We start from the raw sequence: 22,725 nt of genomic DNA, 5'->3' as shown, positions 1-22,725 counted from the left end.
TCACACCGCCGTCGTCCGCTGCTTCCCCGGGGCGGCCGGGTCGTCGGCGCGGCCCCGGGAGAGGGCGGCGTCCCGGGTCTCCCGCATGGTGAGGTAGACGACGAGCGAGACCGCGGCACACGCCGAGACGTACCAGTAGTACCCGGACTCCGCACCGCCCTTCTTGAACCACAGCGCCACATACTCGGCGGTGCCGCCGAACAGCGCGTTGGCCAGCGCGTACGGCAGGGCCACCCCGAGCGCCCGGACATGGGTGGGGAACAGCTCGGCCTTCACCACGGCGTTGATCGAGGTGTAGCCGGTGACGATGACCAGCGCCGCGAGCGAGAGCAGCAGCGCCCCGGCGAAGCTGTCGGCGTGCGAGAGCGCGGTCATGATGGGGACGGTGCAGAGCATTGAGCCGATGCCGAAGGTGATCAGCAGCGGACGGCGCCCGATCCGGTCCGAGAGCGATCCGGCCAGCGGCTGCAACAGCATGAACAGGAATAGGGCACAGAAGCTCACCAGCGAGGCGTCGGACTTGCTCATCCCGGCCGTGTTCGACAGGTACTTGGTGAGATAGGTGGTGTACGTGTAGTACGCGACCGTGCCGCCCATGGTCAGCGCGATGACCAGCGCCGCCTCCTTGCGGTGGCGCAGCAGTTCGGCGATCGTCCCCCGCTCCTGGCCCTGATGGGCGTCCTCCTCCGTGTAGACCTCGGTCTCCAGCAGATTGCGCCGCAGCCAGAAGACCACGGCCGCCCCTACGGCGCCGACGACGAACGGAATGCGCCAGCCGTAGGAGTGCAGAGCGTCATCGGACATGGTGTGCTGCAGCAGGATCTGCAGACCGAGGCCGATCAGCTGCCCCGCCGTCATCGACACGTACTGGAAGCTGGAGACGAAGCCGCGGCCGCCGGGCCGGGACGCCTCGGTGAGATAGGTGGCGCTGGCCGCGTACTCACCGCCCACCGACAGGCCCTGCAGCAGCCGCGCCACCAGCAGCACGAACGCGCCGAAGTAGCCGACCTGGTCATAGGTCGGGGCGATGGCGATGAGCAGCGCGCTGGCCGACATCAGCGTCACCGTCAGGGTGAGCGCCGCCTTGCGGCCGCGCCGGTCGGCGAACCGGCCCAGCAGCCAGCCGCCGACGGGACGCATGAAGAAGCCCACCGCGAAGATTCCGGCGGTGTTGAGGAGCTGCGCCGTGTCGTTGCCTTTGGGGAAGAAGGCTCCGGCGAAGTAGGTGGCGAAACTGGCGTAGACGAACCAGTCGTACCACTCGACGAGATTTCCGATCGAGCCGCCGAACACGGCTCGCCAGGGAGTGCGTGGTTGGCTCCGGGGAGCGCTGTCGGTCACGGGGCCTCCAAGTGAGCGGGGTGATCTCCACACCACTACCCCGTGGAGGGCCGGTTGGAAAAGAGATTCCGCAGTGGGGCCGCGATCCGGCCGGAACGGCCGCCCCGGCCGGATGGCATACGACCCGCCGCCGGGCGCATACGGCCCGCCGCCGGGAGGCATACGACCCGCCCGTCCGGCACGGGAGTCAGCCCCGCCCCGCCTCCTCCAGTGCCGCCATCCGTCGCTTGCCCCACGCGCCCAGCGGGCCCAGCGCCGTATTCAGCTCGTCGCCCAGCTCGGTCAGCGAATACTCCACCTTCGGCGGCTTCACGTCGTGGATCTCCCGGTGGACGATTCCGTCCCCCTCCAACTCCCTCAGCTGCTGCGTCAGCACCTTCTCGCTCACGCCCGGAACCAGCCGCCGCAATTCCCCGAAACGGCACCGTTGGTGATTGAGCGCCCAGATGATCAGGACCTTCCACTTTCCGTCGATCACATCTACGGCCGCGTCCAGACCACAGACATAAGGCTGCTTTCCCAAAGCCCCGCCCGCCCCCACTGACCTCAAGGTAAGTACGCACTATTTAGTGCGTACTTGCCCACACTACCGCCGGGGAACGAGCCTGTGATCGGCGCGCCGGACCCCTACGACCAAGCGGTATCGAAACCCCTGGAGCATCCGAAATGAGCGAATCCCCCGTGACGGTGCTGGGCCTCGGCGACATGGGCACCGCCCTGGCCCGCGCCCTTCTGCGGGCCGGGCACCGGACGACGGTGTGGAACCGTACGGCGGCCAAGGCCGAGGCGCTCGCCGCCGAGGGCGCGCTGACGGCCGCCACGGCCGGTGCGGCCGTCGCGGCGAGCCCCCTGGTGGTGGTCTGTCTGCTCGACTACGACTCCGTACGGCAGGTGCTGGCCCCCCTCGGGGACGCCCTGTCCGGCAAGGTCGTCGTCAACCTCACCAACGGCACTCCGCGGCAGGCCCGTGAGCTGGCCGCGTGGGCGGCCGGCCACGGTGCCCAGTACCTCGACGGCGGCATCATGGCCGTCCCGCCGATGATCGGGACACCCGCCGCCTTCCTCCTCTACAGCGGCTCGCCCGCCGCCTTCGCGGACCACCGGCCCGTGCTGGACCTCTTCGGCGAGAGCCACCACCTCGGCGAGGACCCCGGCCGTGCCCCGCTGTACGACATCGCCCTGCTCAGCGCGATGTACGGGATGTTCTCCGGCGTGCTGCACGCCTACGCCCTCGTACGGTCGGACGGTGTGGCGGCGGCCGATGTCGCCCCGCTGGTGGGGCGCTGGCTGACCGCCATGTCCGGGGCGGTGGACGGCTACGCACGGCAGATCGACTCCGGTGACCACGCCACCGGGGTGGTCTCCAGCCTCGCCATGCAGTCGGCCGCGTATCTCAACTTCACCGACTCCGCACGGGACCAGGGCATCAGCCCCGAACTGATCGCCCCGATCGGCCGCCTCATGGCCCGCCAAGTCGCCGGCGGCCATGGCCATGAGGGCCTCTCGGGGCTCGTGGAACTGCTCGGCCAGGGGCGGCCCGGCGCACCGGTCGGCTCACCGGCACCGAGCGGTCGATGACCCGGTCACCAGGGGCGTTGCGCGGTCTCCAGCAGGTCGTTGACGGTTTCCCGTTGTTCGCCGGTCCGGCCACCGCCCGGCGTGGCCGTGCAGGACCTCGACCACCTGCATGCCTTCCTGACCGACCGGCTCAGCAAGCGGGGTCTGTTCCCCTCCCCGCCCCTTCCCTCAACTGGGGCTCCGCCCCCAGACCCCGGGGGTCCAGGGGCGGAGCCCCGCCACGCGGCGGAGCCGCACACCGATGCCGCGGGAAGGGGCGGGGAGGGGAAGATCTGCCGGGCGCCCCCTAGGCGTGGTGCTGCAGGACGGCCTCGCCGCAGTCGGGCACACGCGGGTCGGACAGCTGGGGGGCGGGCTCCTCGTCGCCGGTGGGCTGGCGGGGGATCGGCTGGGGGAGACGGAGCGAGGGGCCGGGCTCGGCGGGCACGTCGGGGCCGACCGGCACCTCGTGCGGGCCGGGTCCGCCGGGCCCCTCCGGAACCTCCGGCCCGCCGACTCCACCGGCGCCACCGGCGGCATCGCGCCCGTCGCGGCCGGGAGCGTCCGGCTGCTCGGTGGCGATGGCCTCGGCGTCCTCGGCGTCCTCGGCGTCCTTGGCGGCCGCCTTCGCTTCGGCCTCCGCCTCGGCGTTGTGCACCGTGAGCATCACCAGGCCGGTGCTCGCGACGAGGGCCGCCACCAGGGCCAGCAGCGTGCCGGGCGCGCCGTGCCGGAAGTGCTCGCCCAGCGCGGCGAGGCCGACGGCTGTGGCGACCACGGGGTTGACCACGGTCGCCGTAGCCAGCGGCGAGGCCAGCCCGGCGCCCCGGTACGACGCCTGGGACAGCAGCACCCCGCCCGAGGCCAGCAGCCCGATCGTGACCAGACCGGGCAGGGCGTCCTCCCACGCGTCCCAGGTCCACTCCACGGCCACGTTCTTGGTGACCACCGACGAGACACCGAAGGCCGTCCCCGCGGCCGCCGCCAGCAGCACACTGCGGATCCCGGGCGACCGCATCAGACGTGCCGCCCCGATCAGCACGGCGATGACGGAGACCGTGATCACGATCAGCCAGAAGCCGTCCCGCTCGGCCAGTGACTGGGCCCGCGAGGAGCCGGTCAGCGAGAGCAGCCCGGCGAGCCCCACGGTGGCCAGCAACGCGCCCCGCCAGCCGGCCGTGCCGACCCGGCGGCGGACGAACAAGGCGGCCATCGGCAGGGCGAAGACGATCGTGAGAGCCCCTAGGGGTTGCACCACGCTCAGCGGGCCGTAGGCCAGGGCGATCACATGGAGGACCGCGCCCGTCCCGTTGAGGGTCACCGCGGTCCACCAACTCCCGCGCCGCAGCGGAGCGGACGCGAGGCGCGGCGTCGTGGCCGCGACATGCTCCTGGAGTATGGCTCCGGCGGCGTAGCAGACCGCCGAGGCCAGGGCCAGCAGCACAGACAGCGCGAGGGAGGTCACGTCGCGGCCCCCTGGGCCGATCGGTCTTCGTCCATGCCCTCATCCTTGACGGTGGGGTGTGCCCCCGTCGTCGTCCTTGAGCACAGACTTGTGCGTACTACTTGCGTAGTAGGGCCCTCCACCGATGGGGTGCCTTCGCCGCCGCCGTACGGGCCCTTTGGAGCAACTCGTTCTGCGGTTCGGCGGGGCGGTAGACGGTGAGCGCCCCCGGCCACTTGTCGATGAGCAGCTTCTCCGCGGGGTCGGCGGCCACCTCTCCGTCGTAGGCACGGCTGTCCACGCCGTGGAGGCCGGACAGGCGCAGTTGGCGCATTCGCCGCGTCGTATAGACATGTGACCGGCCGAGCGTGCCGGTGAGCGCCGCGATCAGCAGCCGGGTGCGGGCCAGCCGCTCCTCGCCGTCGATCGCCCGCACATCGAGCAGCCCGTCGTCGAGCTGCTGGCGGTAGGCGGGCGCGAAACCCTCCGGGGAGTAGACGCCGTTGCCGGCGAACAGCATCCACAGCCGCCGCGGCCGCCCGTTGACCTCGACCTCCATGGGGCGCGCGGTGCGCAGCACCCGGGTGAGCGCGACGGCGGCCGCGGGCCACTTGCCGAGCCGGCCCTGCAGGCTCTCCCGGATCCGCACCAGCTCCGGGTAGAAGCCGAGGCTGAAGGTGTTGACGAAGTGGCTGGTCTCGCCGCCGCCGGCGAGGGGCGTGGCGCGGCCGAGGTCCACGGCCACCGCGTCGCCCTCGGCCACGGCGTGTGCGGTGTCCTCGAAGGCCGGTACGCCGAGGTCCAGCGCGAAGTGGTCGAGGGTGCCGCCGGGGAACACGGCGAGCGGCAGCCCGCGTTCGGCCGCGATCGTGGCGGCCGCGTTGACGCTGCCGTCCCCGCCGCAGATGCCCAGCGCCCCGGCCCGCTCGGCGGCGCGCTGGGCGGCCTGCCGGAGCAGGCCCATGAAGTCGTCGTCGGGCCCGCACTCCACGATGTCCGCGGCGGGCAGCAGCACCCGCAGCTGCTCGGCGGTCGTGAACGCGCCGGTGGGGGATCCCGTACCGGCCCGCTGGTTGACCAAGACGACCAGACCGTCGCCCTTGGGCAGGGCGGGCGCCGAGATCCGCGGCCGGGCCTGCGCCGGGACCTCGGGGCGCGGCGGCCAGTAGCGGCAGGTCAGCGCGGCGGCCCCGGCGCCGAGGGCGATACCGGCCAGCACATCGCTGGGGTAGTGGACGCCCACGTACACCCGGGAGGTGGCGACGGCGGCGGCGAGCGGGGCGACCAGCAGGCCGTACCGCGAGGACTCCAGGGCCACTCCGGTGGCGAAGGCGGCGGCGGAGGCCGAGTGCCCGGAGGGGAAGGAGCTGGTCCACGGCTGGCGGCGCAGTCGGCGCACCAGGGGCACCGAGTCCAGGACCGGACGCTTGCGTTCCACGGTCCACTTGACCACGACGTTCGACACGAGCGAGGCGGCGGCGAGCGAGCCGACGCCGCGCAGCGCGGCCCGCCGCGCGGTGCGGCCACCGACCGTGGCGAGCACTCCGGCCGTGCCGAACCACAGCCGGCCGTGGTCGGCGGCCCGGCTGAGCCGGGGCAGCAGCGGATGGGCACCGCGGAGCCGGCTGTCCGCGACCCGTGCGAACAGCCGGCGGTCGAAGTCACTGATGCGTCTCATGCGTGATGGGTAACCCGGAACGGCGCTCGGCACGCGTCATCCGTCGGCGACCGGGGCCCGGCCGGGAGACCGTGGGCGCGGTCCGGGACGCGGTTCGGCACGTGGTTCGGCACGCGGTTCAGGACGCGGGGAGCCCCCAGCGCGGCGCCGGCTCGCCCGCCTCGACCGGGCGGACCGTCAGGTCCGGGCGGTCGCCGCGGGCGGTGATGATCGCCTCCTGGCCCCTGGTGAGCGCGATCCGGATCGTGCCCGCGCCCACGGTCTCGTACGGCAGCCGCCGCCCGCGCCCGTCCCGCACCTCGATGGGCCGGTCCAGGGAGTGCCGTACGACACAGGGCGCGCCCGCCTCGCTGCGCAGCCGCACCCAGCGAGTGCGGCCGTCCTCGCGGGCGGCGCTCAGCAGGAAGGCGCCCTGGGTGCGGAAGTCGTGGACCATCAGCTCACCCCAGGCGGCGGGCAGCGCGGGGAAGATCCGGATCACCCCGCCCCAGCTCTGGCACACCATGTCGTGCAGCGACTGCGCGGCGGACAGCGGCGTCTCGATGACCGGGCCGGACTCCTTGTACATGGTGTTCGGCTGGATGAAGCGGCTCATCAGCTCACCCAGGTACTTCAGCGCGTCCTCACCACGCCCCATCTGCGCGGACATCGAGGCGGCGCCGGTGAAGGTGTAGCCCTGGAGCGCGCCCTCGAAGCCGACCCAGTGGTTGAGGGAGGTCTCGATCAGCTCGCGCTTGGCGGGGTCCTCCCAGGTGACCTCGTACAGCGGATAGACGGCGAGCATATGGGAGTAGTGGCGGTGGGACTTGGCGAAGGGCACCCCCGCGCCGATCATGAAGCCGTTCTCGTCGACGGGGTACGGGGTGAGCTTGGCCAGCACCTCCCGCCAGCGCGGCGCGGAGGGGTCCTTGACCCCGAGGGTCCGGGCCGAGTCCAGGAGGGTGGCGCAGCCCCAGCGCAGCAGCATCAGGTCGTAGTTGCAGTCGGGCGCGTTGACGCCGTACTCCGGCGAGAAGGTGGCGGGCAGATGCAGCTTGCCGTCGCTGCCGGGGGTGAGGAAGTGGAGGTAGTAGGCGATGGCCTTGCGCAGCAGTGGGTAGACCACCTCGCGCAGCACCGACTCGTCCATGGTGTGGCGGTACGTCAGCCACACGTTGTGCAGCGCCCAGGTGAGGTTGCCGACCTCGGGAGTGGGCGGGTCCTGGCCGGGGATGCCGACCGCGAAGCCGCCATTGGCCACCGCGCCGCCGTTGATCAGGTGGATGTCGGTGGTGCGGGGAATGCCCGCGGAGTCCTTGCGGTACGGGGCGTCGAGCTGGTTGGAGAGGTTGTCGCGGAATTCGCCGAGCGCCCGGGTCACCGCGTCGAGTTCGAGGTGGTTGGAGCCGTGGATCAGCCAGTACTCCAGCTGCACATTGAGGTTCCACCAGGTGGCGGGCCACGGGGTGGACTCCAGCCAGGGTCCCGAGGTGGCCATCACGGGGGCGTCGGCGCGCGCGGCCGCGGCCACCTTGTACAGCTGGATCCAGTAGAAGCGCTGGAGCCGGGCGTCGGGGAGGGAGAGGAAGCTCTTCCGGTAGTAGGCGTGCCACCAAGCGCGATGGGTGGGCGCGAGGGCGTCGTAGGGGAGCGCCGAGGCGGATCCGATGTCCTTGAGCGCGCGGTCGCGCGCGGTGCGCCTGGGGTGGGAGTGGGCCACGGTGACGTACAGCGTCCGCCGCCCGGCGCGGGTCCGCTCCCGCCAGGCCGTCACATGCTGTCCGCCGGCGAGCAGCGGCTGCACGGCGGCCTGGACGCCGTGGTGGTCCTCGACGACGGCCGGGGGGTTGCCGGTGTAGCCGTCGGGCACGGGTTTGAAGTCGACCCGCGGGCTGATGGCCTCGGCGGGGTGGAACACCCAGCGGAACGCGGCCTCACCGGCGCTCGGGGTCACCTCGATGGCCATGACGGAGCGTGAGTTGTGCACCAGGGCGCGGAGGGTGAGCGTGCCCTTGTCCGTGGTGATGGTCCCGGTCAGCTCGGCGTCGCGCAGCCGCAGCCGCCAGTCGACGGCGGTGATGGCACCGACCGGCTCCAGCGTGAAGTACCCGATGGGCAGCCGCGCGAGCCCGAAGAGGGAGCCGAACTCCGGCCGGTGGTCCTGGACCTCGCTGTGCTGGACATTGAAGCGCACCGCGTGTCCGTCGCCCGGCTCGGCGTAGATGCCCGAGCCGAGCAGGGCGTTCCCGAGGAAGGGGCCCTCGTACCAGGTCTGCGGCATCTTCTGCCACACCAGGTCGGCGTCGTCGAGGACCGTGGCCCAGGGGTCCCCCGCGGGGCGGGCGGCCGCGGCGGGGGCCTGCGGCTCGGCGGCGTACGCGGTGGCCGGGCCGGCGAGTCCGGCGGCGGCGCCCGCGGCCATGGCGGTGCCGACGACGGTCCTTCTGGTGGGTGCGGATGACATGACGCTCCAGGGGTGTGAACCGGGGTGCGGGCGTTCTTCGGCGGGGGCGGCGGGGCGCGGCGGCGGTCACGTACATGCCTGAGGTTCCTCGATCTGAACCCCTCGGGCATGATGCAGCCCCTGTGGCGGAACTGGAACCCCTCGGGCGTCATAAACATCGGATGGACGACAGGGGTGGCAGGCCGAAATGGCGCCACCAGAAGGGCTGGCGCCGCAAGACCTCGGATCTCCTGGTCCGGAGGCGGGCGGGTTACGAGCCCGCTTCCCGCCCCCTGGCGATCAGCCCGGCGCCGCCGTCGCGGCGGGTCGACGCGCCGCCGTCGGCCCCCTCGGCCGACAGCGAGTACGGGTGCTTCCTGATCGTCCCGCTGGCCGACGGACACCACCGCATCGCGGGCACGGGCCATGACCGCGCTCCAGTACCCGCGCTGTCCACCAAGTGAGACGTGTTCGGTGGGTCTCGTACGTACCAGCTCACCACGGATGGCCCCCCGCGGCCACCGGGCGCGGAACGCGGTTCCGACGGCGGCTCGTTGTCCACTCCCTGAGAATCGACGCGCGGAGCGTTCGGACGCTGGTTAATCTGACGACAGATCCGGTTCAGCCGACACGAGGGAGTGTGCGGTGACCCCCGAACAAACGCAGAGCGACGACGCGCGCGCCGATAACAGCGGGCGGTTCGTGCAGGCCGCCGAGGTGGGCAGTCTGGAGGTATGGGCGCGTTCCGCGCCGATCCGACTCGCCGGTTACGAGGACGACCTCGCCGAGCCGCACATCCTCCAGAGCGTGGACTGATGGCCCGGCGCATGCGCTGAGAGCGAGGGAGGACACCGGTCGTCCGGCCGCGGCCGCTGGCAACAAGCGGACATCCCGGCCGTCGACCGGTCGCCTCCCTCGTCCGATGGATCACCCTTCCGGCTCAGCTACCAACTGGTAGTTAAGTCCTCCACCCCCGTAATGCGGCACCGGACTGGTGTGCCCCGCGAGGCACATGGCAGGATGCATCGCACGGCGTCGTCCGCCTTAACCAACCGTGAGGGTGTGCGAGCCCGGGAGCAGCCGTGAGGGGGCGCAGATGGCAGCGGGTGCCGACAGGTCACCGGACGCGACCGGCAGCCCGCTGGCGGACCGGCTCAACTACCTGTTCACCACCATGCACCCGCCGGGCGCGCCGTACACCAACGCGCATGTCGCCGAGGAGATCAGCGGCGGCGAGGAGTACGGCGGGGTGAGCCTGACCGAGCAGTATCTGTCGATGCTGCGCAACGGCAGGCGCACCAACCCCAGCCCGGATGTGCTGCGGGCGCTCGCCAAGTTCTTCGCCGTGCCCGTCGGTTATCTGCTGGGCGATCTGTCGCCTTCGCAGGCGGAGCGGGTCGAAGAGGAGGTACGGTTCCTCGTCGCCATGCGCGACAAGCGGGTCCGCAGCATCGCGCTGCGCTCCGTGGGCCTCCCGCCAGAGGTCCAGGACAGTCTCACCACGATCATCTCCCAGTTCCGGCAGCAGATGAACCTTCCGCCCGAGCCGCCCGGTACGAACGGCGCCGGAGAGGCGGACGGTTCGGGCGGTCCGGACGGCGAGGCGACGAATGGCCGCCGATGACCCGGAACTGTTCTCCTCCTGGCGGCGGACCGGAAACGAGGGTGGTACAGACATGCGAGTGGGCCGGATGCGGCGGCGGTGCAAGCAGCTCATCAAGGAGCTCGGGCTGCCCGCCTCGACCGACCTGCCCGGTCTGTGCGACCTCGTGGCCCGCCGCGTCGGACGCCCCGTCCATCTGGTGCCGATGAGCCTGGGCGGTGTGGTCTCGGGCATGACCGCCTCCACCGACGAGGACTACTGGATCTTCTATGAGCTCAGGACGTCCCCCTGGCACCAGATCCATATCGTGCTGCATGAAATCGGCCATCTGCTGCTCGGGCACGAGCAGGACCCCGCGGTCACCGAGGACGCGCTGCGGATGTGGACGCCGTCGGTCGACGTGACCACCGCGATGCGCCGGCTGGGGATGACCCCGGACTTCGCCCGTCACCACTGCTACGACAACCTCACCGAGCGCGAGACCGAGGTGCTGGGCACCCTCCTGATGGAGCGCGTGGTGCCGACCTCGCCGGACCACGGGCTGCCGCTCCGGGGCCGGGCGGCCGAACTCGCCGCGGCGCTGGGCCCGGCGCTGCGCCATGTGCGCACCGACGGGGTGGACCGTACCGATGGCGTACGCGGCGAACCGGGCGGTGACGCCGGTGTTTGACCTCGTCTATCTGTGCTTCGGCGCCGCCGCCTGGGCGATGGCCGGTTACAAGGCCCGCGCCTGGTTCCGCGACCGCGCCAACGCCGATCTCGGCCTGGCGTGTGTGATGACCGCGGCCGTGGCGAACGTGTTCCTGCTCTCCGCGCCCAGCGTCTACCGCTGGTTCGACGGGCTGGTGGGCGTCGCCAATCTCGCCATGGTCTTCCTCTACTCCTCCGTCGTGGTGTTCGCCACCGGTGCCCTGGTGCTGCTGCTGCGCTGGACGGGCTCCGCGGTGCCGACCCGCGCGGTGGTCGCCGCCGTGGCGGTGGCGTGGACGGTGGCGGTCGTCGGCTTCGCGGTGGGCCGCCCGGACGCCGTGGAGCACCCCCGCGACTTCAGCACCGCCTACGCCGACGCCCCCGGAGTGGTCCTCTTCCTGGTGCTGTATCTGGCCATTTTCGGAGCCGGTCTGGCGGGGCTCGGCATCCTGTGCCCGCGCTATGCCGCCAGCCTGCGCGGGTCATGGCTGGCCCGGGGGCTGCGGGTGCTGGCCGCCGGATGCTGGCTGGGACTGGCGTACTGTGCCTGCAAGCTGATCGGTTTCGTCTTCTCCTGGGCGGGCCATGAGCTGTACTGGCTGTCCAATGGAGTGGCCCCGCTGACCGCGTCCGTCGCGGCGCTCCTGGTGCTGGCCGGTTTCGCCATCCCCGCCGTGGGCCCGAGGGCCTCCGCGTGGCGCCGCTTCCGGAGGCTGCGGCCGCTGTGGCGGGAGGTCACCGAGCAGGCCCCCGAGGTGTCCATGGGGCAGTCCGGCTGGACCGGCTGGTGGCCGTTCGCGGATCTGGAGTGGCGGGCCAACCGCCAGATGGCGGAGATCCGGGACGTCCAGCGCGGCGTACGGCGTCATGTGGAGTCCCGCGCGCTGGAGATTGCGCATGTCAAGGGCGGCGCGGCGCGACTCGACGATTGGCAACTTGCTGCCGTAGTGGAAGCAGCGGCGCTCAGACGCGGTTTGCTGAATCAAGCAGACGGACATGTGCCGGAGTCCGCGGCGGACAGCGTGGTGATGACGACAGGGGCCGAACTGGTGGAGGAGCACGAGCATCTGGCCCGCGTCGCCGACGTCTACCACCTGCCGCTGGTGGACGAGGTACTCGCGGAACTGAGAGAGGAGACCGCCGCCCAGCGGCGGTGAACGGGGGGATCACAGACGAGGTGGCCCTGGACGGGGGTCGGGGCCGCCCGTGGCACAGGCGGCGCCGGGGAGGTTCAGCCCCGGCGCCGCCTCCCGGCCACCACTATTCACGACCGGCGTGCACATCGCCTGGACGGGCTGGAATGGCCCACCCGTCCAGGCACCGGGGACGCCACGGCCTAGAGTCGGGATCCATGCAGAACACCGCGAACGCCGCCGGAACGGACGGCCCGGAGCTCGTTGACACCGCCCCGCTGATCGAGGATCTCTACCCGGCCCTGGCCAAGCTGCGCGAGGCCGGCCCGGTCCACCGGATCGCCGGCACCGACGGACGCCCCGCCTGGCTGGTGACCCGTTACGAGGATGTGCGGCGGCTGTTCGCCGATCCGCGCATCGCCCTGGACAAGCGCCACGCCGCGCCGGGCAACTACAGCGGCTTCTCCCTGCCGCCCGCCCTCGACACCAATCTGCTCAACATGGACCCGCCGGACCACACCCGGGTGCGCCGGCTGGTGGTCAAGGCGTTCACCCCCGGCCGGGTGGAGAAGATGCGCGAACCGGTCCGGCGAGTCGCGGAGGAGCTGCTCGACGCCATCGAGTCCGACGGCCGCGCGGACCTCCTGGCCGCCTACGCCGGGCAGTTGCCCATCATCGTCATCTGCGATCTGCTCGGCGTCCCGCAGCGCGACCGGCGCGACTTCCGGGCCTGGAGCGACGCCCTGATCACCCCCGATCCGGCGCGGCCGCGGGCGGCGAAGGAAGCGGTCGGCAGCATGCTGCGCTTCTACACCGAGCTGATCGCGAAGAAGCGCGCCGAGCCCGCGGACGATCTGCTCTCGGATCTGATCCGGGTCCGGGACGACGAGGCCGGGGACGGTGGGGGCGACGGCGACGGCAACGGCGACGGCGACGGCGGCAGGCTCAGCGAGGACGAACTGACCTCGCTCGCCTTCCTCATCCTCCTCGCGGGGTACGAGAACACCGTCCATCTCATCGCCAATTCGGTGCTCACCCTGCTCGACCACCCCACGGTCCTCCAGGAGCTGCGCGAGGATCCGAGCGGTCTCGCGGCCGCATTCGACGAGCTGGCGCGGTACGAGGGCCCGGCGTCGCTGGGGATCCGCCGCTTCCCGCTGGAGGACATCGAGATCGGCGGGGTGACCATTCCCGCCGGGGAGACCGTGCTGCTGTCGGTGGCCTCGGCCCACCGTGACCCGGCCCACTTCAAGGATCCGGACGAGTTCAATCCACATCTTGGCCGGTCCGGTCACCTTGCGCTCGGCCATGGCATCCACTACTGCCTCGGCGCGCCGCTGGCCCGAATGGAGATGGAAACCGCTCTGGCCGCGCTGCTTCGCCGTTTCCCGGGGCTGCGGCTGGACGTCCCGAGGGAGCGGCTCCGGTGGCGGCCGACGATCCGCGCGCGTGGCCTGATCTCGCTGCCTGTCGCATGGTGATCGGAGGAAGCGAACAGGTTTTTGATGCATAACCCCCCGCCGATGCGGTAAAAAGGTCTTCGAGCCCGCCCGGTGTGCATCCCCCGTCGCACCGGGCGGGCCTCTGTGCGTCCGGGTCGTCGGCGACGGAGCGAGCACATGTCCCGCGGCCCCGTGGCGGGCCCATCCGCCTCACACACCCCGGCCGTGGGCCGTCGCCACCCCTGAAATCCCTAGGACTCACCTCATAGATCACTAGAGAGTAAGCTCACAGCCCTAACCACTGCTCCGGCTTTAGCGGACCCCATTAGCCTCCTCCTATGACGGTCCTGCCCGACGGGCTTCCCCTAGCCGACGATTTCCCGGAAGTGACGCGAGACCAATGGCGCCACCTCGTCGAAGGCGTGCTGCGTAAAACCGGCACCTCGGACGCCGTGGGCGCCGAGGCCGAAGAGGCCCTCGCGACCGCACTCGAGGACGGAATCACCGTCCAGCCCCTCTACACCGCCGCCGACGCCCCGGGGGACGCCGGATTCCCCGGCTTCGCGCCCTTCGTGCGCGGCGGCCGGGCCGAGGGCTCCGCGGTATCCGGCTGGGACGTCCGCCAGCGCCACGCCCACCCCGATCCGGCGCGCACCAACCAGGCGATCCTCGCCGACCTGGAGAACGGCGCCGGTTCGGTCTGGCTCGCCGTCGGCGCGGCCGGGGTGCCCGTGGACGCCCTGCCCGAGGCGCTGAAGGGGGTCTATCTCGACCTCGCCACCGTCGCCCTCGACGCGGGCGCCGACTTCGAGGACGCCGCCCGCGCCCTGCTGCGGCTCTACGCCGGCCGCGAGGTGCCGCCCGGCGCCGCGCTCGGCAATCTCGGCGCGGACCCGCTGGGGCTCGCGGCCCGTACCGGACGCGACGAGGGCCTGGCCGGGCAGCTGGCCGCCGCCGCCGACCTCGCGCTGACCTGTGACCGTGACCACCCGGGGGTGCGGGCCTTCGCCGTGGACGCGCTGCCGTACCACGAGGCGGGCGCCGGCGCCGCCGAGGAGCTCGGTTGCTCCCTCGCCGCCGCCGTGGCGTATCTGCGCACCCTCACCGGGGAGGGGCTGAGCGTCGAAGCCGCCTGCGCGCAACTGGAGTTCCGCTACGCGGCCACCGCCGACCAGTTCCTCACCATCGCCAAGCTCCGGGCCGCCCGGCGCCTGTGGGCGCGCGTGGCGCAGGCGTGCGGCGCGCCCTCACAGGCGCGCGCCCAGCGTCAGCACGCGGTGACCTCGCCGGTGATGATGACCCGGCGCGACCCCTGGGTGAACATGCTGCGCACCACCGTGGCCACCCTCGCCGGGGGCGTCGGCGGCGCGGACGCGGTCACCGTGCTGCCCTTCGACAGCGCCATCGGCCTCCCCGACGACTTCGCCCGGCGCATCGCCCGCAACACCTCCACGATCCTGCTGGAGGAGTCGCATCTGGCCCGGGTGATCGACCCGGCCGGCGGCTCCTGGTACGTCGAGAAGCTCACCGACGACGTCGCCCGCGCCGCCTGGGCCTGGTTCCAGGAGATCGAGCGCGCCGGGGGCATGGCCGCGGCCCTCGCCTCCGGGCTGGTCCGCGACCGGCTCGCGGAGACCTGGGCCCGCCGCGCCCGTGCCCTCGCCCGCCGCAAGAAGCCGATCACCGGCGTCAGCGAGTTCCCGAACCTCGCCGAGCGGCCCGTCGAGCGCGACCCCGCGCCCGAGCAGCCCGACGGCGGACTGCCGAGGGTGCGCCACGACGAGGCGTACGAGGCGCTGCGCACCCGCTCCGACGCCCGGCTGGCGGCCGAGGGCGGCCGGCCAAGGATCTTCCTGGCCGCGCTGGGCCCCGCCGCCGCGCACACCGCCCGCGCCTCCTTCGCCTCCAACCTCTTCCAGGCGGGCGGCATCGAGGCGGTTCACGAGCCGGTCACCGTGACCCCGGAGACGGTCGCCGAGGCGTTCACCGCCAGCGGCGCCCGGGTGGCCTGCCTGTGCTCCAGCGACAAGCTGTACGCGGAGGAGGCGGCCGCCGTGGCCGAGCGGCTGAAGGCGGCCGGGGCGGCCCGGGTCTACCTGGCCGGACGGCCGGGGGCACACAGGGACGAGTACGAGCGGGCCGGAGTGGACGGATACGTCTTCGCGGGCTGCGACGCGGTCGAGGTGCTCTCCTCGGCTCTGGACACCATGGGGGTGGCGTGATGACGGGCTCTCCGACGGAGCCCGGGAAGATCCCGGACTTCTCGGCGGTCGATCTGGACGGACCGGCCGAAGGCCCGGTGCCCAGCTCCGGTGACTGGGCCGCCGCGTTCCAGAACGGCGCGGGCAAGGGCGTGGAGGACCTGGTGTGGGACACCCCCGAGGGCATCGGGGTCAAACCGCTCTACACCGCCGAGGACCTCGAGGGCGTCGACTTCCTGGGCACCTACCCCGGCGCCGCGCCCTATCTGCGCGGCCCGTACCCGACGATGTACGTCAACCAGCCCTGGACCATCCGGCAGTACGCGGGCTTCTCCACCGCCGAGGAGTCCAACGCCTTCTACCGCCGCAACCTCGCGGCCGGTCAGAAGGGCCTGTCGGTCGCCTTCGACCTGCCCACCCACCGGGGCTACGACAGCGACCACCCCCGGGTCGCCGGTGACGTCGGCATGGCGGGCGTGGCCATCGACTCCATCTACGACATGCGGCAGCTCTTCGACGGCATCCCGCTGGACCGGATGAGCGTGTCGATGACGATGAACGGCGCGGTCCTGCCCGTGCTCGCGCTCTACATCGTGGCCGCCGAGGAACAGGGCGTACCGCCCGAGAAGCTGGCCGGGACCATTCAGAACGACATCCTCAAGGAGTTCATGGTCCGCAACACCTACATCTATCCGCCGCAGCCGTCGATGCGGATCATCTCCGACATCTTCGCCTTCGCCTCGCAGCGGATGCCGCGCTACAACTCCATCTCCATCTCCGGCTACCACATCCAGGAGGCCGGGGCCACGGCCGATCTGGAGCTGGCCTACACCCTCGCCGACGGTGTGGAGTACCTGCGGGCCGGTATGGACGCCGGGATGGACGTGGACGCCTTCGCGCCCCGGCTGTCGTTCTTCTGGGCCATCGGCATGAACTTCTTCATGGAGGTCGCCAAGCTGCGGGCGGCGCGGCTGCTGTGGGCCAAGCTGGTCAGGCAGTTCGACCCGAAGAACCCCAAGTCGCTCAGTCTGCGCACCCACTCGCAGACCTCCGGCTGGTCGCTGACCGCCCAGGACGTCTACAACAACGTGGCGCGCACCTGTGTGGAGGCCATGGCCGCCACCCAGGGCCACACCCAGTCGCTGCACACCAACGCCCTGGACGAGGCGCTCGCGCTGCCCACCGACTTCTCCGCGCGCATCGCCCGCAACACCCAGATCCTGCTCCAGCAGGAGTCGGGCACCACCCGGGTCATCGACCCGTGGGGCGGCAGCGCGTACGTCGAGAAGCTGACGTACGACCTGGCGCGGCGGGCCTGGCAGCACATCGAGGAGGTCGAGGCGGCCGGGGGCATGGCCAAGGCCATCGACGCGGGCATCCCCAAGCTGCGCGTCGAGGAGGCGGCGGCCCGCACCCAGGCGCGGATCGACTCCGGGCGCCAGCCGGTGATCGGCGTCAACAAGTACCGGGTCGACAGCGATGAGGCGATCGAGGTCCGCGCGGTCGACAACTCCGTGGTGCGCGCCCAGCAGATCGAGAAGTTGCGGCGGCTGCGCGCCGAGCGCGACGAGGCCGTCTGCCAGGACGCGCTGCGCGCCCTGACCGCGGCCGCCGAGTCCGGGCCTGGCCCCGGTCTGGAGGGCAATCTGCTGGCGCTGGCCGTGGACGCCGCCCGCGCCAAGGCCACCGTCGGCGAGATCTCCGACGCGCTGGAGAAGGTCTATGGCCGCCACTCCGGCCAGATCCGTACGATCGCCGGTGTGTACCGAGACGAGGCCGGACCGTCGTCCGGCGTGGACCGCACCCGCACGCTGGTCGAGGCGTTCGAGCGCGAGGAGGGCCGCCGCCCCCGCATCCTGGTCGCCAAGATGGGCCAGGACGGGCATGACCGCGGCCAGAAGGTGATCGCCACCGCCTTCGCCGACCTGGGCTTCGACGTCGACGTCGGCCCGCTGTTCCAGACCCCCGAGGAGGTCGCGCGGCAGGCGGTGGAGGCCGATGTGCACATCGTCGGCGTGTCGTCGCTCGCGGCAGGCCACCTGACGCTGGTGCCCGCGCTGCGCGAGCAACTGGCCGAGGCGGGGCGCGAGGACATCACGATCGTGGTCGGCGGGGTCATCCCGCCGCAGGACGTCCAGACCCTGCACGAGGCCGGCGCGGCCGCCGTCTTCCTGCCGGGCACGGTCATCCCGGACGCCGCCCACGACCTGGTGCGGAAGTTGGCTGCCGACCTCGGCCACGAGCTGTAATGCCACGGACGATCGACATCGAGGAGTATGCCAAGGGCGTACTCGACGGTAAGCGCGCGTACATCGCGCGTGCGATCACGCTCGTCGAGTCCACCCGCCCCGACCACCACGACCTCGCACAGCGGCTGCTGGTCGAGCTGCTCCCGCACACCGGCGGGGCCCGGCGGATCGGCATCAGCGGGGTGCCCGGTGTCGGCAAGTCCACCTTCATCGACGCCCTGGGCACCATGCTCACCGGGGTCGGCCACAAGGTCGCGGTCCTGGCCGTCGACCCCTCCTCGACCCGCACCGGCGGCTCCATCCTGGGCGACAAGACCCGGATGGAGCGGCTGGCGGTGGACCCCGATGCCTTCGTACGGCCCTCGCCCAGCGCCGGGACGCTGGGCGGGGTCGCCCGCGCCACCCGCGAGTCCATGGTCGTCATGGAGGCCGCGGGCTATGACGTGGTGCTGGTGGAGACCGTGGGCGTGGGCCAGTCCGAGACCGCGGTGGCCAACATGGTCGACTCCTTCCTGCTGCTCTCCCTGGCCCGCACCGGCGATCAGCTCCAGGGCATCAAGAAGGGCGTCCTGGAGCTGGCCGATGTGGTCACCATCAACAAGGCCGACGGACCGCACGCGCGGGATGCGAAGTCGGCGGCCCGTGAACTGGCGGGCGCGCTGCGGCTGTTGCAGCCGCCGGACGCGCCCTGGAACCCGCCGGTGCTCACCTGCAGCGCCCGCGAGTCCATCGGGCTCGATGTGGTGTGGGAGCGCCTGGAGCAGCACCGCCAGGTGCTGGAGGCCACGGGCGCGCTGCACGCCAAGCGGCGCGACCAACAGGTGGACTGGACCTGGTCGATGGTGCGCGACCAGCTGCTCGCGCGGCTGCACGCCCACCCCGAGGTGCGGCGGCTCGGGCCCGAGCTGGAGCAGCGGGTCCGTGAGGGCGCGCTGACGGCCACGCTGGCGGCGGACCGGCTGCTGGAGGCGTTCCAGGGCCCGGCCGACGGTGGATGAGGCGCCGCTGCCGGACGCGGCGCGGGTCGGGCCGTTCTTCGCGCTGCGCACCGGCAGCGGCGATCCGAGCGCGGAGGGGTACGCGCGGATCGGCGAGGCGTACCGGCTGACCGGAACGGGCGCCGCCGGGCCGGTGCTGCGCGCCCGTGTCGAGGCGGTCGCCGCGAGCCTGCGCACCGATGAGCCGAGGGTCGCGGCCTCGCTCGTCTTCCAGGGGCTCGCCGCCCGGGTGTGGTCGCTCGCGCTCGGCCCTGCGGCCCTCTCCGGCGCGGTGCCCCACCTCCGGCCCGACCGGCTGTGGTGGAACCCCGGGCGGGTCGCCCCCGACGACCTGTGGTGGCCCGGCGTGTTGTCCGTGATGGGCGAACCGGGCGGACTCGCCGGTCAGCTGGGCACCGCGGCGTCCGTCCATCTGATGCCGCTGCACCGTGCCGTCGAGCGGGCGTACCGGGTCTCGGGACGGCTGCTGTGGGGCAACGAGGCCTCGGCGCTGATCGGTTCGGTGCGGGTGCTGCACGACTGGTGCCGGGCGCGCGGCCTCACCGAGGCGGCGGACCGGGCCGTGGAGCTGGCGCGCGCCCAGCTCGACCACCCGCCGCTGCGCGACGCAGGCACCCTGAGCACCGCGCCGCTCGGCTACCGGCGCCGCACCTGCTGTCTCTACTACCGGGTGCCGGGTGGCGGGTTGTGCGGCGACTGCGTCTTGCACGAGGCGCCGGGGCGGGGGAGTGGGGGCGGGCCGCCGGGGTGAGGCGGACGCTCTCCCGATGGGCCGATACGGTGGGCGAATGCCGAAGAACGAGAACGTGTTCTCATCCTGGCGAAGCTGGTGCGGACGGGTCACTTCCCGTCTGGTCCACCGTGGATGGCGCGCCGTACAGCGGGCCGGCGCGGTGACCGCCGAGCGCCCCGGCCCGTACCGCTTCGGCCGCATCGGCGTCGGCACCCGGCTGGCGTTCCCCCAGGGCACCCTCTTCGGCGAACCGTGGATCGAGCTCGGCGAGCACTGCGTCATCGGCGAGCAGGTGACCCTCACCGCCGGCATGATGCCGGATGTGGACCTCGGCCCCGAACCGGTGCTGCGCATCGGCAACGGCGTGGTGCTGGGCCGGGGCAGCCATGTGATCGCCTCCGTGAGTGTGGAGTTCGGCGACGATGTCTTCTGCGGTCCGTACGTCTATGTGACCAGCGACAACCACTCCTACGACGATCCGGACCAGCCCATCGGCCGCCAGTGGCCACGCTCCGCACCCGTCCACATCGGCCCCGGCAGCTGGCTGGGCGCGGGCGCGGTGATCCTGCCGGGGGCACGGCTGGGCCGCAATGTGGTGGTCGCGGCGGGCGCGGTCGTACGGGGCGAGGTGCCCGACCACGCCGTGGTGGCCGGGGCACCGGCCCGGATCATACGGCGCTGGGCCCCGGACGAGGGCTGGCAGCCGCCGCTGCGGACTCCGGCGCCGGTGCCGATCCCCGAGGACATGACCGTCCAGCAACTGCTCGCGCTGGCGGACCTGGAGCGCGAGCGGGAGCAGGCGCGGGAACAGACGGGGGAGAGGAACCCCGAGGTGGCGGGGCGCGGGCTGGAGCGGGAGCCGGGGGCCGGGGCGTCGTAGCAGGTCAGTAGAGTTTCGTGGACCGTCCCCGACCCTGAAGGTGACCACCGTGAGCCCGCCGCCGCCTCCCCCCGTGACCGTCATCGGCATCGGCGCCGAGGGCTGGGAGGGACTCGGCCCCGCCGCCCGGGAGGCGCTGCGCACGGCCGAGGTGGTCATCGGCGGGCGGCGCCATCTGGGCCTGCTGCCGCCGGAGTGCCCCGGTGAACGGGTGCCCTGGCCGTCCCCGCTGCGCCCCGCCGTCCCCGGGCTGTTCGCCGCGCACACCGGGCGGCGGATCTCCGTGCTGGCCAGCGGCGACCCCATGTTCTTCGGCATCGGCCGCACCCTGGCCGAGCTGCTGGGCGCCGAGCGGCTGCGGGTGCTGCCCCATCCGTCGTCCGTCTCCCTGGCCTGTGCGCGGCTCGGCTGGGCGCTGGAGGAGACCGAGGTGGTCAGCCTGGTCGGCCGCCCCCTGGCCACGCTGAACCGCGAGCTGTACGCCGGACGGCGGCTGCTCGTGCTCAGCGCGGGCGCGGATACCCCCGCCGAGGTGGCCGGGGTGCTCGGGGAGCGCGGCTTCGGCCCGAGCCGGATGCGGGTGCTGGAGCAGTTGGGGAGCGCGGGGGAGCGCTGTGTCGAGGGCACGGCCGAGGCGTGGCCCCACCCGCCCGGCGACCCCCTCAACGTCATCGCCGTCGACTGCGCCCCGGCGGACCGCGCCCGGCCGCTGTCGCTCGTGCCGGGGCTGCCCGAGGCGGCGTACGACCACGACGGCCAGCTGACCAAGCGCCATGTGCGGGCCGTCACCCTCGCCGCGCTGGCCCCCGCCCCCGGGGAGCTGCTGTGGGACGTCGGCGGCGGCTCGGGCTCCATCGCCGTGGAGTGGATGCGCGCCCACCGCACCTGCCGGGCGGTCTCGGTCGAACGCGACGCGGTGCGCGCCGAGCGCATCGGCCGCAACGCCGCCGCGCTCGGTGTGCCCGGACTGACCGTCGTCACCGGCGCCGCCCCGGACGCGCTGGCCGGACTGCCCGCCCCCGACGCGGTGTTCATCGGCGGCGGCCTGACCGCCCCCGGAGTGCTGGAGGCGTGCTGGGCGGCCCTGCCGCCGGGCGGCCGGATCGTGGCCAACACCGTGACCCTGGAGTCCGAGGCGCTGCTCGCCGACTGGTACCGCGGCCACGGCGGCGACCTCGTCCGCCTCGCCGTCTCCCACGCCACCCCGGTCGGGGCGTTCACCGGCTGGCGGCAGGCGATGCCGGTCACCCAGTGGTCCACCACCAAACCGCTCGCTTCCCGAGGCACTGGCGGGGACGCCGCCGATCCCGAGGGATCCGACGAAGCCGCTCAAGGAGAAACACGATGACGGTGTACTTCATCGGCGCGGGCCCCGGCGCCGCCGACCTGATCACGGTGCGCGGCGCCCGGACCCTGGCCCGCTGCCAGGTGTGTCTGTACGCGGGCAGCCTGGTGCCCCGTGAACTCCTCGCAGAATGTCCGCCGGACGCCCGCCTCGTCGACACCGCCCGGCTCGACCTGGACCAGATCACCGCCGAGCTGGTCGCGGCCCACGAGGCGGGCCACGATGTGGCTCGCCTCCACTCCGGCGATCCGTCGGTCTTCAGCGCCGTCGCCGAGCAGATGCGCCGCCTCGACGCGGCCGGGGTTCCGTACGACGTGGTCCCGGGCGTCCCCGCCTTCGCCGCCGCTGCCGCCGCGCTGAAGCGCGAACTGACGATCCCGACCGTCGGCCAGACCGTCATCCTCACCCGCATCGCCCAGCAGGCCACCCCCATGCCGGACGGCGAGAACCTGGCCACCTTGGGCCGCAGCGGCGCCCTGCTCGTCCTGCACCTCGCCGCCCGCTATGTGGACCGCGTCGTCGCCGAACTCCTCCCGCACTACGGCGCCGACTGCCCGGCCGCCGTGGTCGCCATGGCCAGCCGCCCCGACGAACTGGTCCTGCGCGGCACCCTGGACGACATCGCGACCCAGGTGAAGGCGGCAGGCGTGGTCCGCACAGCGGTCATCATCGTCGGCCGAACCCTGGCCGCCGCCCAGTTCCCCGACAGCCACCTCTACTCCCCGGCCAGAACCCGCCTGCGCACCCCCGGCTCCCCGGCCGCCCCCTGAAACTGCCGCCTCGGCAGGCGCCCGTGCGCGGCTCCGCGTGAGCCGCGCTGCGCATGGCACGACATGTCCGTGGCGGCGATGGCGTGGCGCCGTGCGCGGCGGACCGCGGGGTGAGGGCGAGCCGCGCCCCTGCGGGCGTGTGGGGCCGGGTGGCGCCGGAATGCTCGCCCCGGCTGCGCACGGCATCACCTGGGCAGTGTCGCGTGGGCCGCCGTGTCGCTGCGTCTGTGTCGTGCACG

Annotated in this window: 19 protein-coding genes; 14 read left to right on the top strand and 5 right to left on the bottom strand. The window is 72.6% G+C overall.

The features are described 5' to 3' along the window. Together J2Z30_RS15005 and J2Z30_RS15000 are read right to left on the bottom strand one after the other, a co-directional pair. Entirely contained in the window at nt 1-1,341 is a 1,341-nt protein-coding gene (locus tag J2Z30_RS15005; protein ID WP_044567943.1) for an MFS transporter, read from the bottom strand. A 187-nt stretch (nt 1,342-1,528) separates the two neighbouring features. Next, nucleotides 1,529-1,864, bottom strand: a complete 336-nt coding sequence (locus tag J2Z30_RS15000) for a winged helix-turn-helix transcriptional regulator (RefSeq protein WP_044567942.1) — start codon at nt 1,862-1,864, stop codon at nt 1,529-1,531. Between the two features lie 143 nt (nt 1,865-2,007). On the opposite strand from J2Z30_RS15000, the gene J2Z30_RS14995 reads away from it, so the two are divergent. After that, nucleotides 2,008-2,919, top strand: coding sequence for an NAD(P)-dependent oxidoreductase (locus tag J2Z30_RS14995; protein ID WP_044567941.1), 912 nt, complete (start codon nt 2,008-2,010; stop codon nt 2,917-2,919). A 286-nt stretch (nt 2,920-3,205) separates the two neighbouring features. Here J2Z30_RS14995 and J2Z30_RS14990 read toward each other — a convergent pair whose 3' ends face one another. From J2Z30_RS14990 to J2Z30_RS14980, 3 genes are all read right to left on the bottom strand, one after another. Beyond that, complete coding sequence (locus J2Z30_RS14990) at nt 3,206-4,363, bottom strand: DMT family transporter (protein ID WP_044567940.1); 1,158 nt, start codon at nt 4,361-4,363, stop codon at nt 3,206-3,208. A 97-nt stretch (nt 4,364-4,460) separates the two neighbouring features. Then, on the bottom strand, nt 4,461-6,020 hold the full coding sequence (locus tag J2Z30_RS14985) for a bifunctional phosphatase PAP2/diacylglycerol kinase family protein (RefSeq protein WP_044567939.1): 1,560 nt from the start codon (nt 6,018-6,020) through the stop codon (nt 4,461-4,463). A gap of 118 nt (nt 6,021-6,138) precedes the next feature. Beyond that, nucleotides 6,139-8,463, bottom strand: coding sequence for a glycosyl hydrolase family 95 catalytic domain-containing protein (locus J2Z30_RS14980; protein WP_044567938.1), 2,325 nt, complete (start codon nt 8,461-8,463; stop codon nt 6,139-6,141). A 161-nt stretch (nt 8,464-8,624) separates the two neighbouring features. On the opposite strand from J2Z30_RS14980, the gene J2Z30_RS14975 reads away from it, so the two are divergent. From J2Z30_RS14975 to cobM, 13 genes are all read left to right on the top strand, one after another. Then, nucleotides 8,625-8,906, top strand: a complete 282-nt coding sequence (locus J2Z30_RS14975) for a hypothetical protein (protein ID WP_044567937.1) — start codon at nt 8,625-8,627, stop codon at nt 8,904-8,906. Between the two features lie 181 nt (nt 8,907-9,087). Then, nucleotides 9,088-9,258, top strand: a complete 171-nt coding sequence (locus J2Z30_RS14970; protein WP_020866352.1) for a hypothetical protein — start codon at nt 9,088-9,090, stop codon at nt 9,256-9,258. 280 nt (nt 9,259-9,538) lie between these two features. After that, the gene (locus J2Z30_RS14965) at nt 9,539-10,066 is read left to right on the top strand and encodes a helix-turn-helix domain-containing protein (protein WP_044567936.1); all 528 of its coding nucleotides are present in this window, start codon (nt 9,539-9,541) and stop codon (nt 10,064-10,066) included. Continuing rightward, complete coding sequence (locus tag J2Z30_RS14960; RefSeq protein WP_052701203.1) at nt 10,053-10,715, top strand: ImmA/IrrE family metallo-endopeptidase; 663 nt, start codon at nt 10,053-10,055, stop codon at nt 10,713-10,715. The genes J2Z30_RS14965 and J2Z30_RS14960 overlap by 14 nt, the downstream gene beginning before the upstream one ends. Beyond that, on the top strand, nt 10,675-11,892 hold the full coding sequence (locus J2Z30_RS14955; RefSeq protein ID WP_078956481.1) for an MAB_1171c family putative transporter: 1,218 nt from the start codon (nt 10,675-10,677) through the stop codon (nt 11,890-11,892). Before J2Z30_RS14960 ends, J2Z30_RS14955 begins: the two co-directional genes overlap by 41 nt. Nucleotides 11,893-12,086: 194 nt before the next feature. Then, on the top strand, nt 12,087-13,349 hold the full coding sequence (locus J2Z30_RS14950; RefSeq protein WP_044567935.1) for a cytochrome P450 family protein: 1,263 nt from the start codon (nt 12,087-12,089) through the stop codon (nt 13,347-13,349). Nucleotides 13,350-13,648: 299 nt separating this feature from the next. Further along, nucleotides 13,649-15,532, top strand: coding sequence for a methylmalonyl-CoA mutase small subunit (gene mutA, locus J2Z30_RS14945; protein WP_044567934.1), 1,884 nt, complete (start codon nt 13,649-13,651; stop codon nt 15,530-15,532). Further along, nucleotides 15,532-17,760: a methylmalonyl-CoA mutase gene (gene scpA, locus J2Z30_RS14940; protein WP_044567933.1), complete on the top strand. Its 2,229-nt coding sequence runs from the start codon at nt 15,532-15,534 to the stop codon at nt 17,758-17,760. Before mutA ends, scpA begins: the two co-directional genes overlap by 1 nt. Then, on the top strand, nt 17,760-18,758 hold the full coding sequence (gene meaB, locus J2Z30_RS14935; RefSeq protein WP_044567932.1) for a methylmalonyl Co-A mutase-associated GTPase MeaB: 999 nt from the start codon (nt 17,760-17,762) through the stop codon (nt 18,756-18,758). Before scpA ends, meaB begins: the two co-directional genes overlap by 1 nt. Next, nucleotides 18,751-19,509, top strand: a complete 759-nt coding sequence (locus J2Z30_RS14930; RefSeq protein ID WP_044567931.1) for a (2Fe-2S)-binding protein — start codon at nt 18,751-18,753, stop codon at nt 19,507-19,509. Before meaB ends, J2Z30_RS14930 begins: the two co-directional genes overlap by 8 nt. A gap of 37 nt (nt 19,510-19,546) precedes the next feature. Beyond that, on the top strand, nt 19,547-20,371 hold the full coding sequence (locus J2Z30_RS50920) for an acyltransferase (protein ID WP_044580937.1): 825 nt from the start codon (nt 19,547-19,549) through the stop codon (nt 20,369-20,371). A gap of 49 nt (nt 20,372-20,420) precedes the next feature. Next, nucleotides 20,421-21,719 (top strand): bifunctional cobalt-precorrin-7 (C(5))-methyltransferase/cobalt-precorrin-6B (C(15))-methyltransferase, encoded by a 1,299-nt coding sequence (locus J2Z30_RS14920; RefSeq protein ID WP_044580936.1) that lies wholly within the window; start codon nt 20,421-20,423, stop codon nt 21,717-21,719. Further along, nucleotides 21,716-22,486 (top strand): precorrin-4 C(11)-methyltransferase, encoded by a 771-nt coding sequence (gene cobM, locus J2Z30_RS14915; RefSeq protein ID WP_044567930.1) that lies wholly within the window; start codon nt 21,716-21,718, stop codon nt 22,484-22,486. Before J2Z30_RS14920 ends, cobM begins: the two co-directional genes overlap by 4 nt. Nucleotides 22,487-22,725 lie beyond the last annotated feature (239 nt).

It is taken from the genome of Streptomyces iranensis, from assembly GCF_017874715.1.
Lineage (GTDB): Bacteria > Actinomycetota > Actinomycetes > Streptomycetales > Streptomycetaceae > Streptomyces > Streptomyces iranensis.
Note: the sequence above shows the minus strand (reverse complement) of the source record. Positions and strands in the feature narration are given on the sequence as shown.

Coding starts and splice junctions, on each gene's coding strand:
- J2Z30_RS14995 (WP_044567941.1), top strand. CDS start 2,008: ATGAGCGAATCCCCCGTGACGGTGCTGGGCCTCGGCGACATGGGCACC.
- J2Z30_RS14985 (WP_044567939.1), bottom strand. CDS start 6,020: ATGAGACGCATCAGTGACTTCGACCGCCGGCTGTTCGCACGGGTCGCG.
- J2Z30_RS14980 (WP_044567938.1), bottom strand. CDS start 8,463: ATGTCATCCGCACCCACCAGAAGGACCGTCGTCGGCACCGCCATGGCC.
- J2Z30_RS14975 (WP_044567937.1), top strand. CDS start 8,625: ATGGACGACAGGGGTGGCAGGCCGAAATGGCGCCACCAGAAGGGCTGG.
- J2Z30_RS14965 (WP_044567936.1), top strand. CDS start 9,539: ATGGCAGCGGGTGCCGACAGGTCACCGGACGCGACCGGCAGCCCGCTG.
- J2Z30_RS14960 (WP_052701203.1), top strand. CDS start 10,053: ATGGCCGCCGATGACCCGGAACTGTTCTCCTCCTGGCGGCGGACCGGA.
- J2Z30_RS14955 (WP_078956481.1), top strand. CDS start 10,675: ATGGCGTACGCGGCGAACCGGGCGGTGACGCCGGTGTTTGACCTCGTC.
- J2Z30_RS14950 (WP_044567935.1), top strand. CDS start 12,087: ATGCAGAACACCGCGAACGCCGCCGGAACGGACGGCCCGGAGCTCGTT.
- mutA (WP_044567934.1), top strand. CDS start 13,649: ATGACGGTCCTGCCCGACGGGCTTCCCCTAGCCGACGATTTCCCGGAA.
- scpA (WP_044567933.1), top strand. CDS start 15,532: ATGACGGGCTCTCCGACGGAGCCCGGGAAGATCCCGGACTTCTCGGCG.
- meaB (WP_044567932.1), top strand. CDS start 17,760: ATGCCACGGACGATCGACATCGAGGAGTATGCCAAGGGCGTACTCGAC.
- J2Z30_RS50920 (WP_044580937.1), top strand. CDS start 19,547: ATGCCGAAGAACGAGAACGTGTTCTCATCCTGGCGAAGCTGGTGCGGA.
- cobM (WP_044567930.1), top strand. CDS start 21,716: ATGACGGTGTACTTCATCGGCGCGGGCCCCGGCGCCGCCGACCTGATC.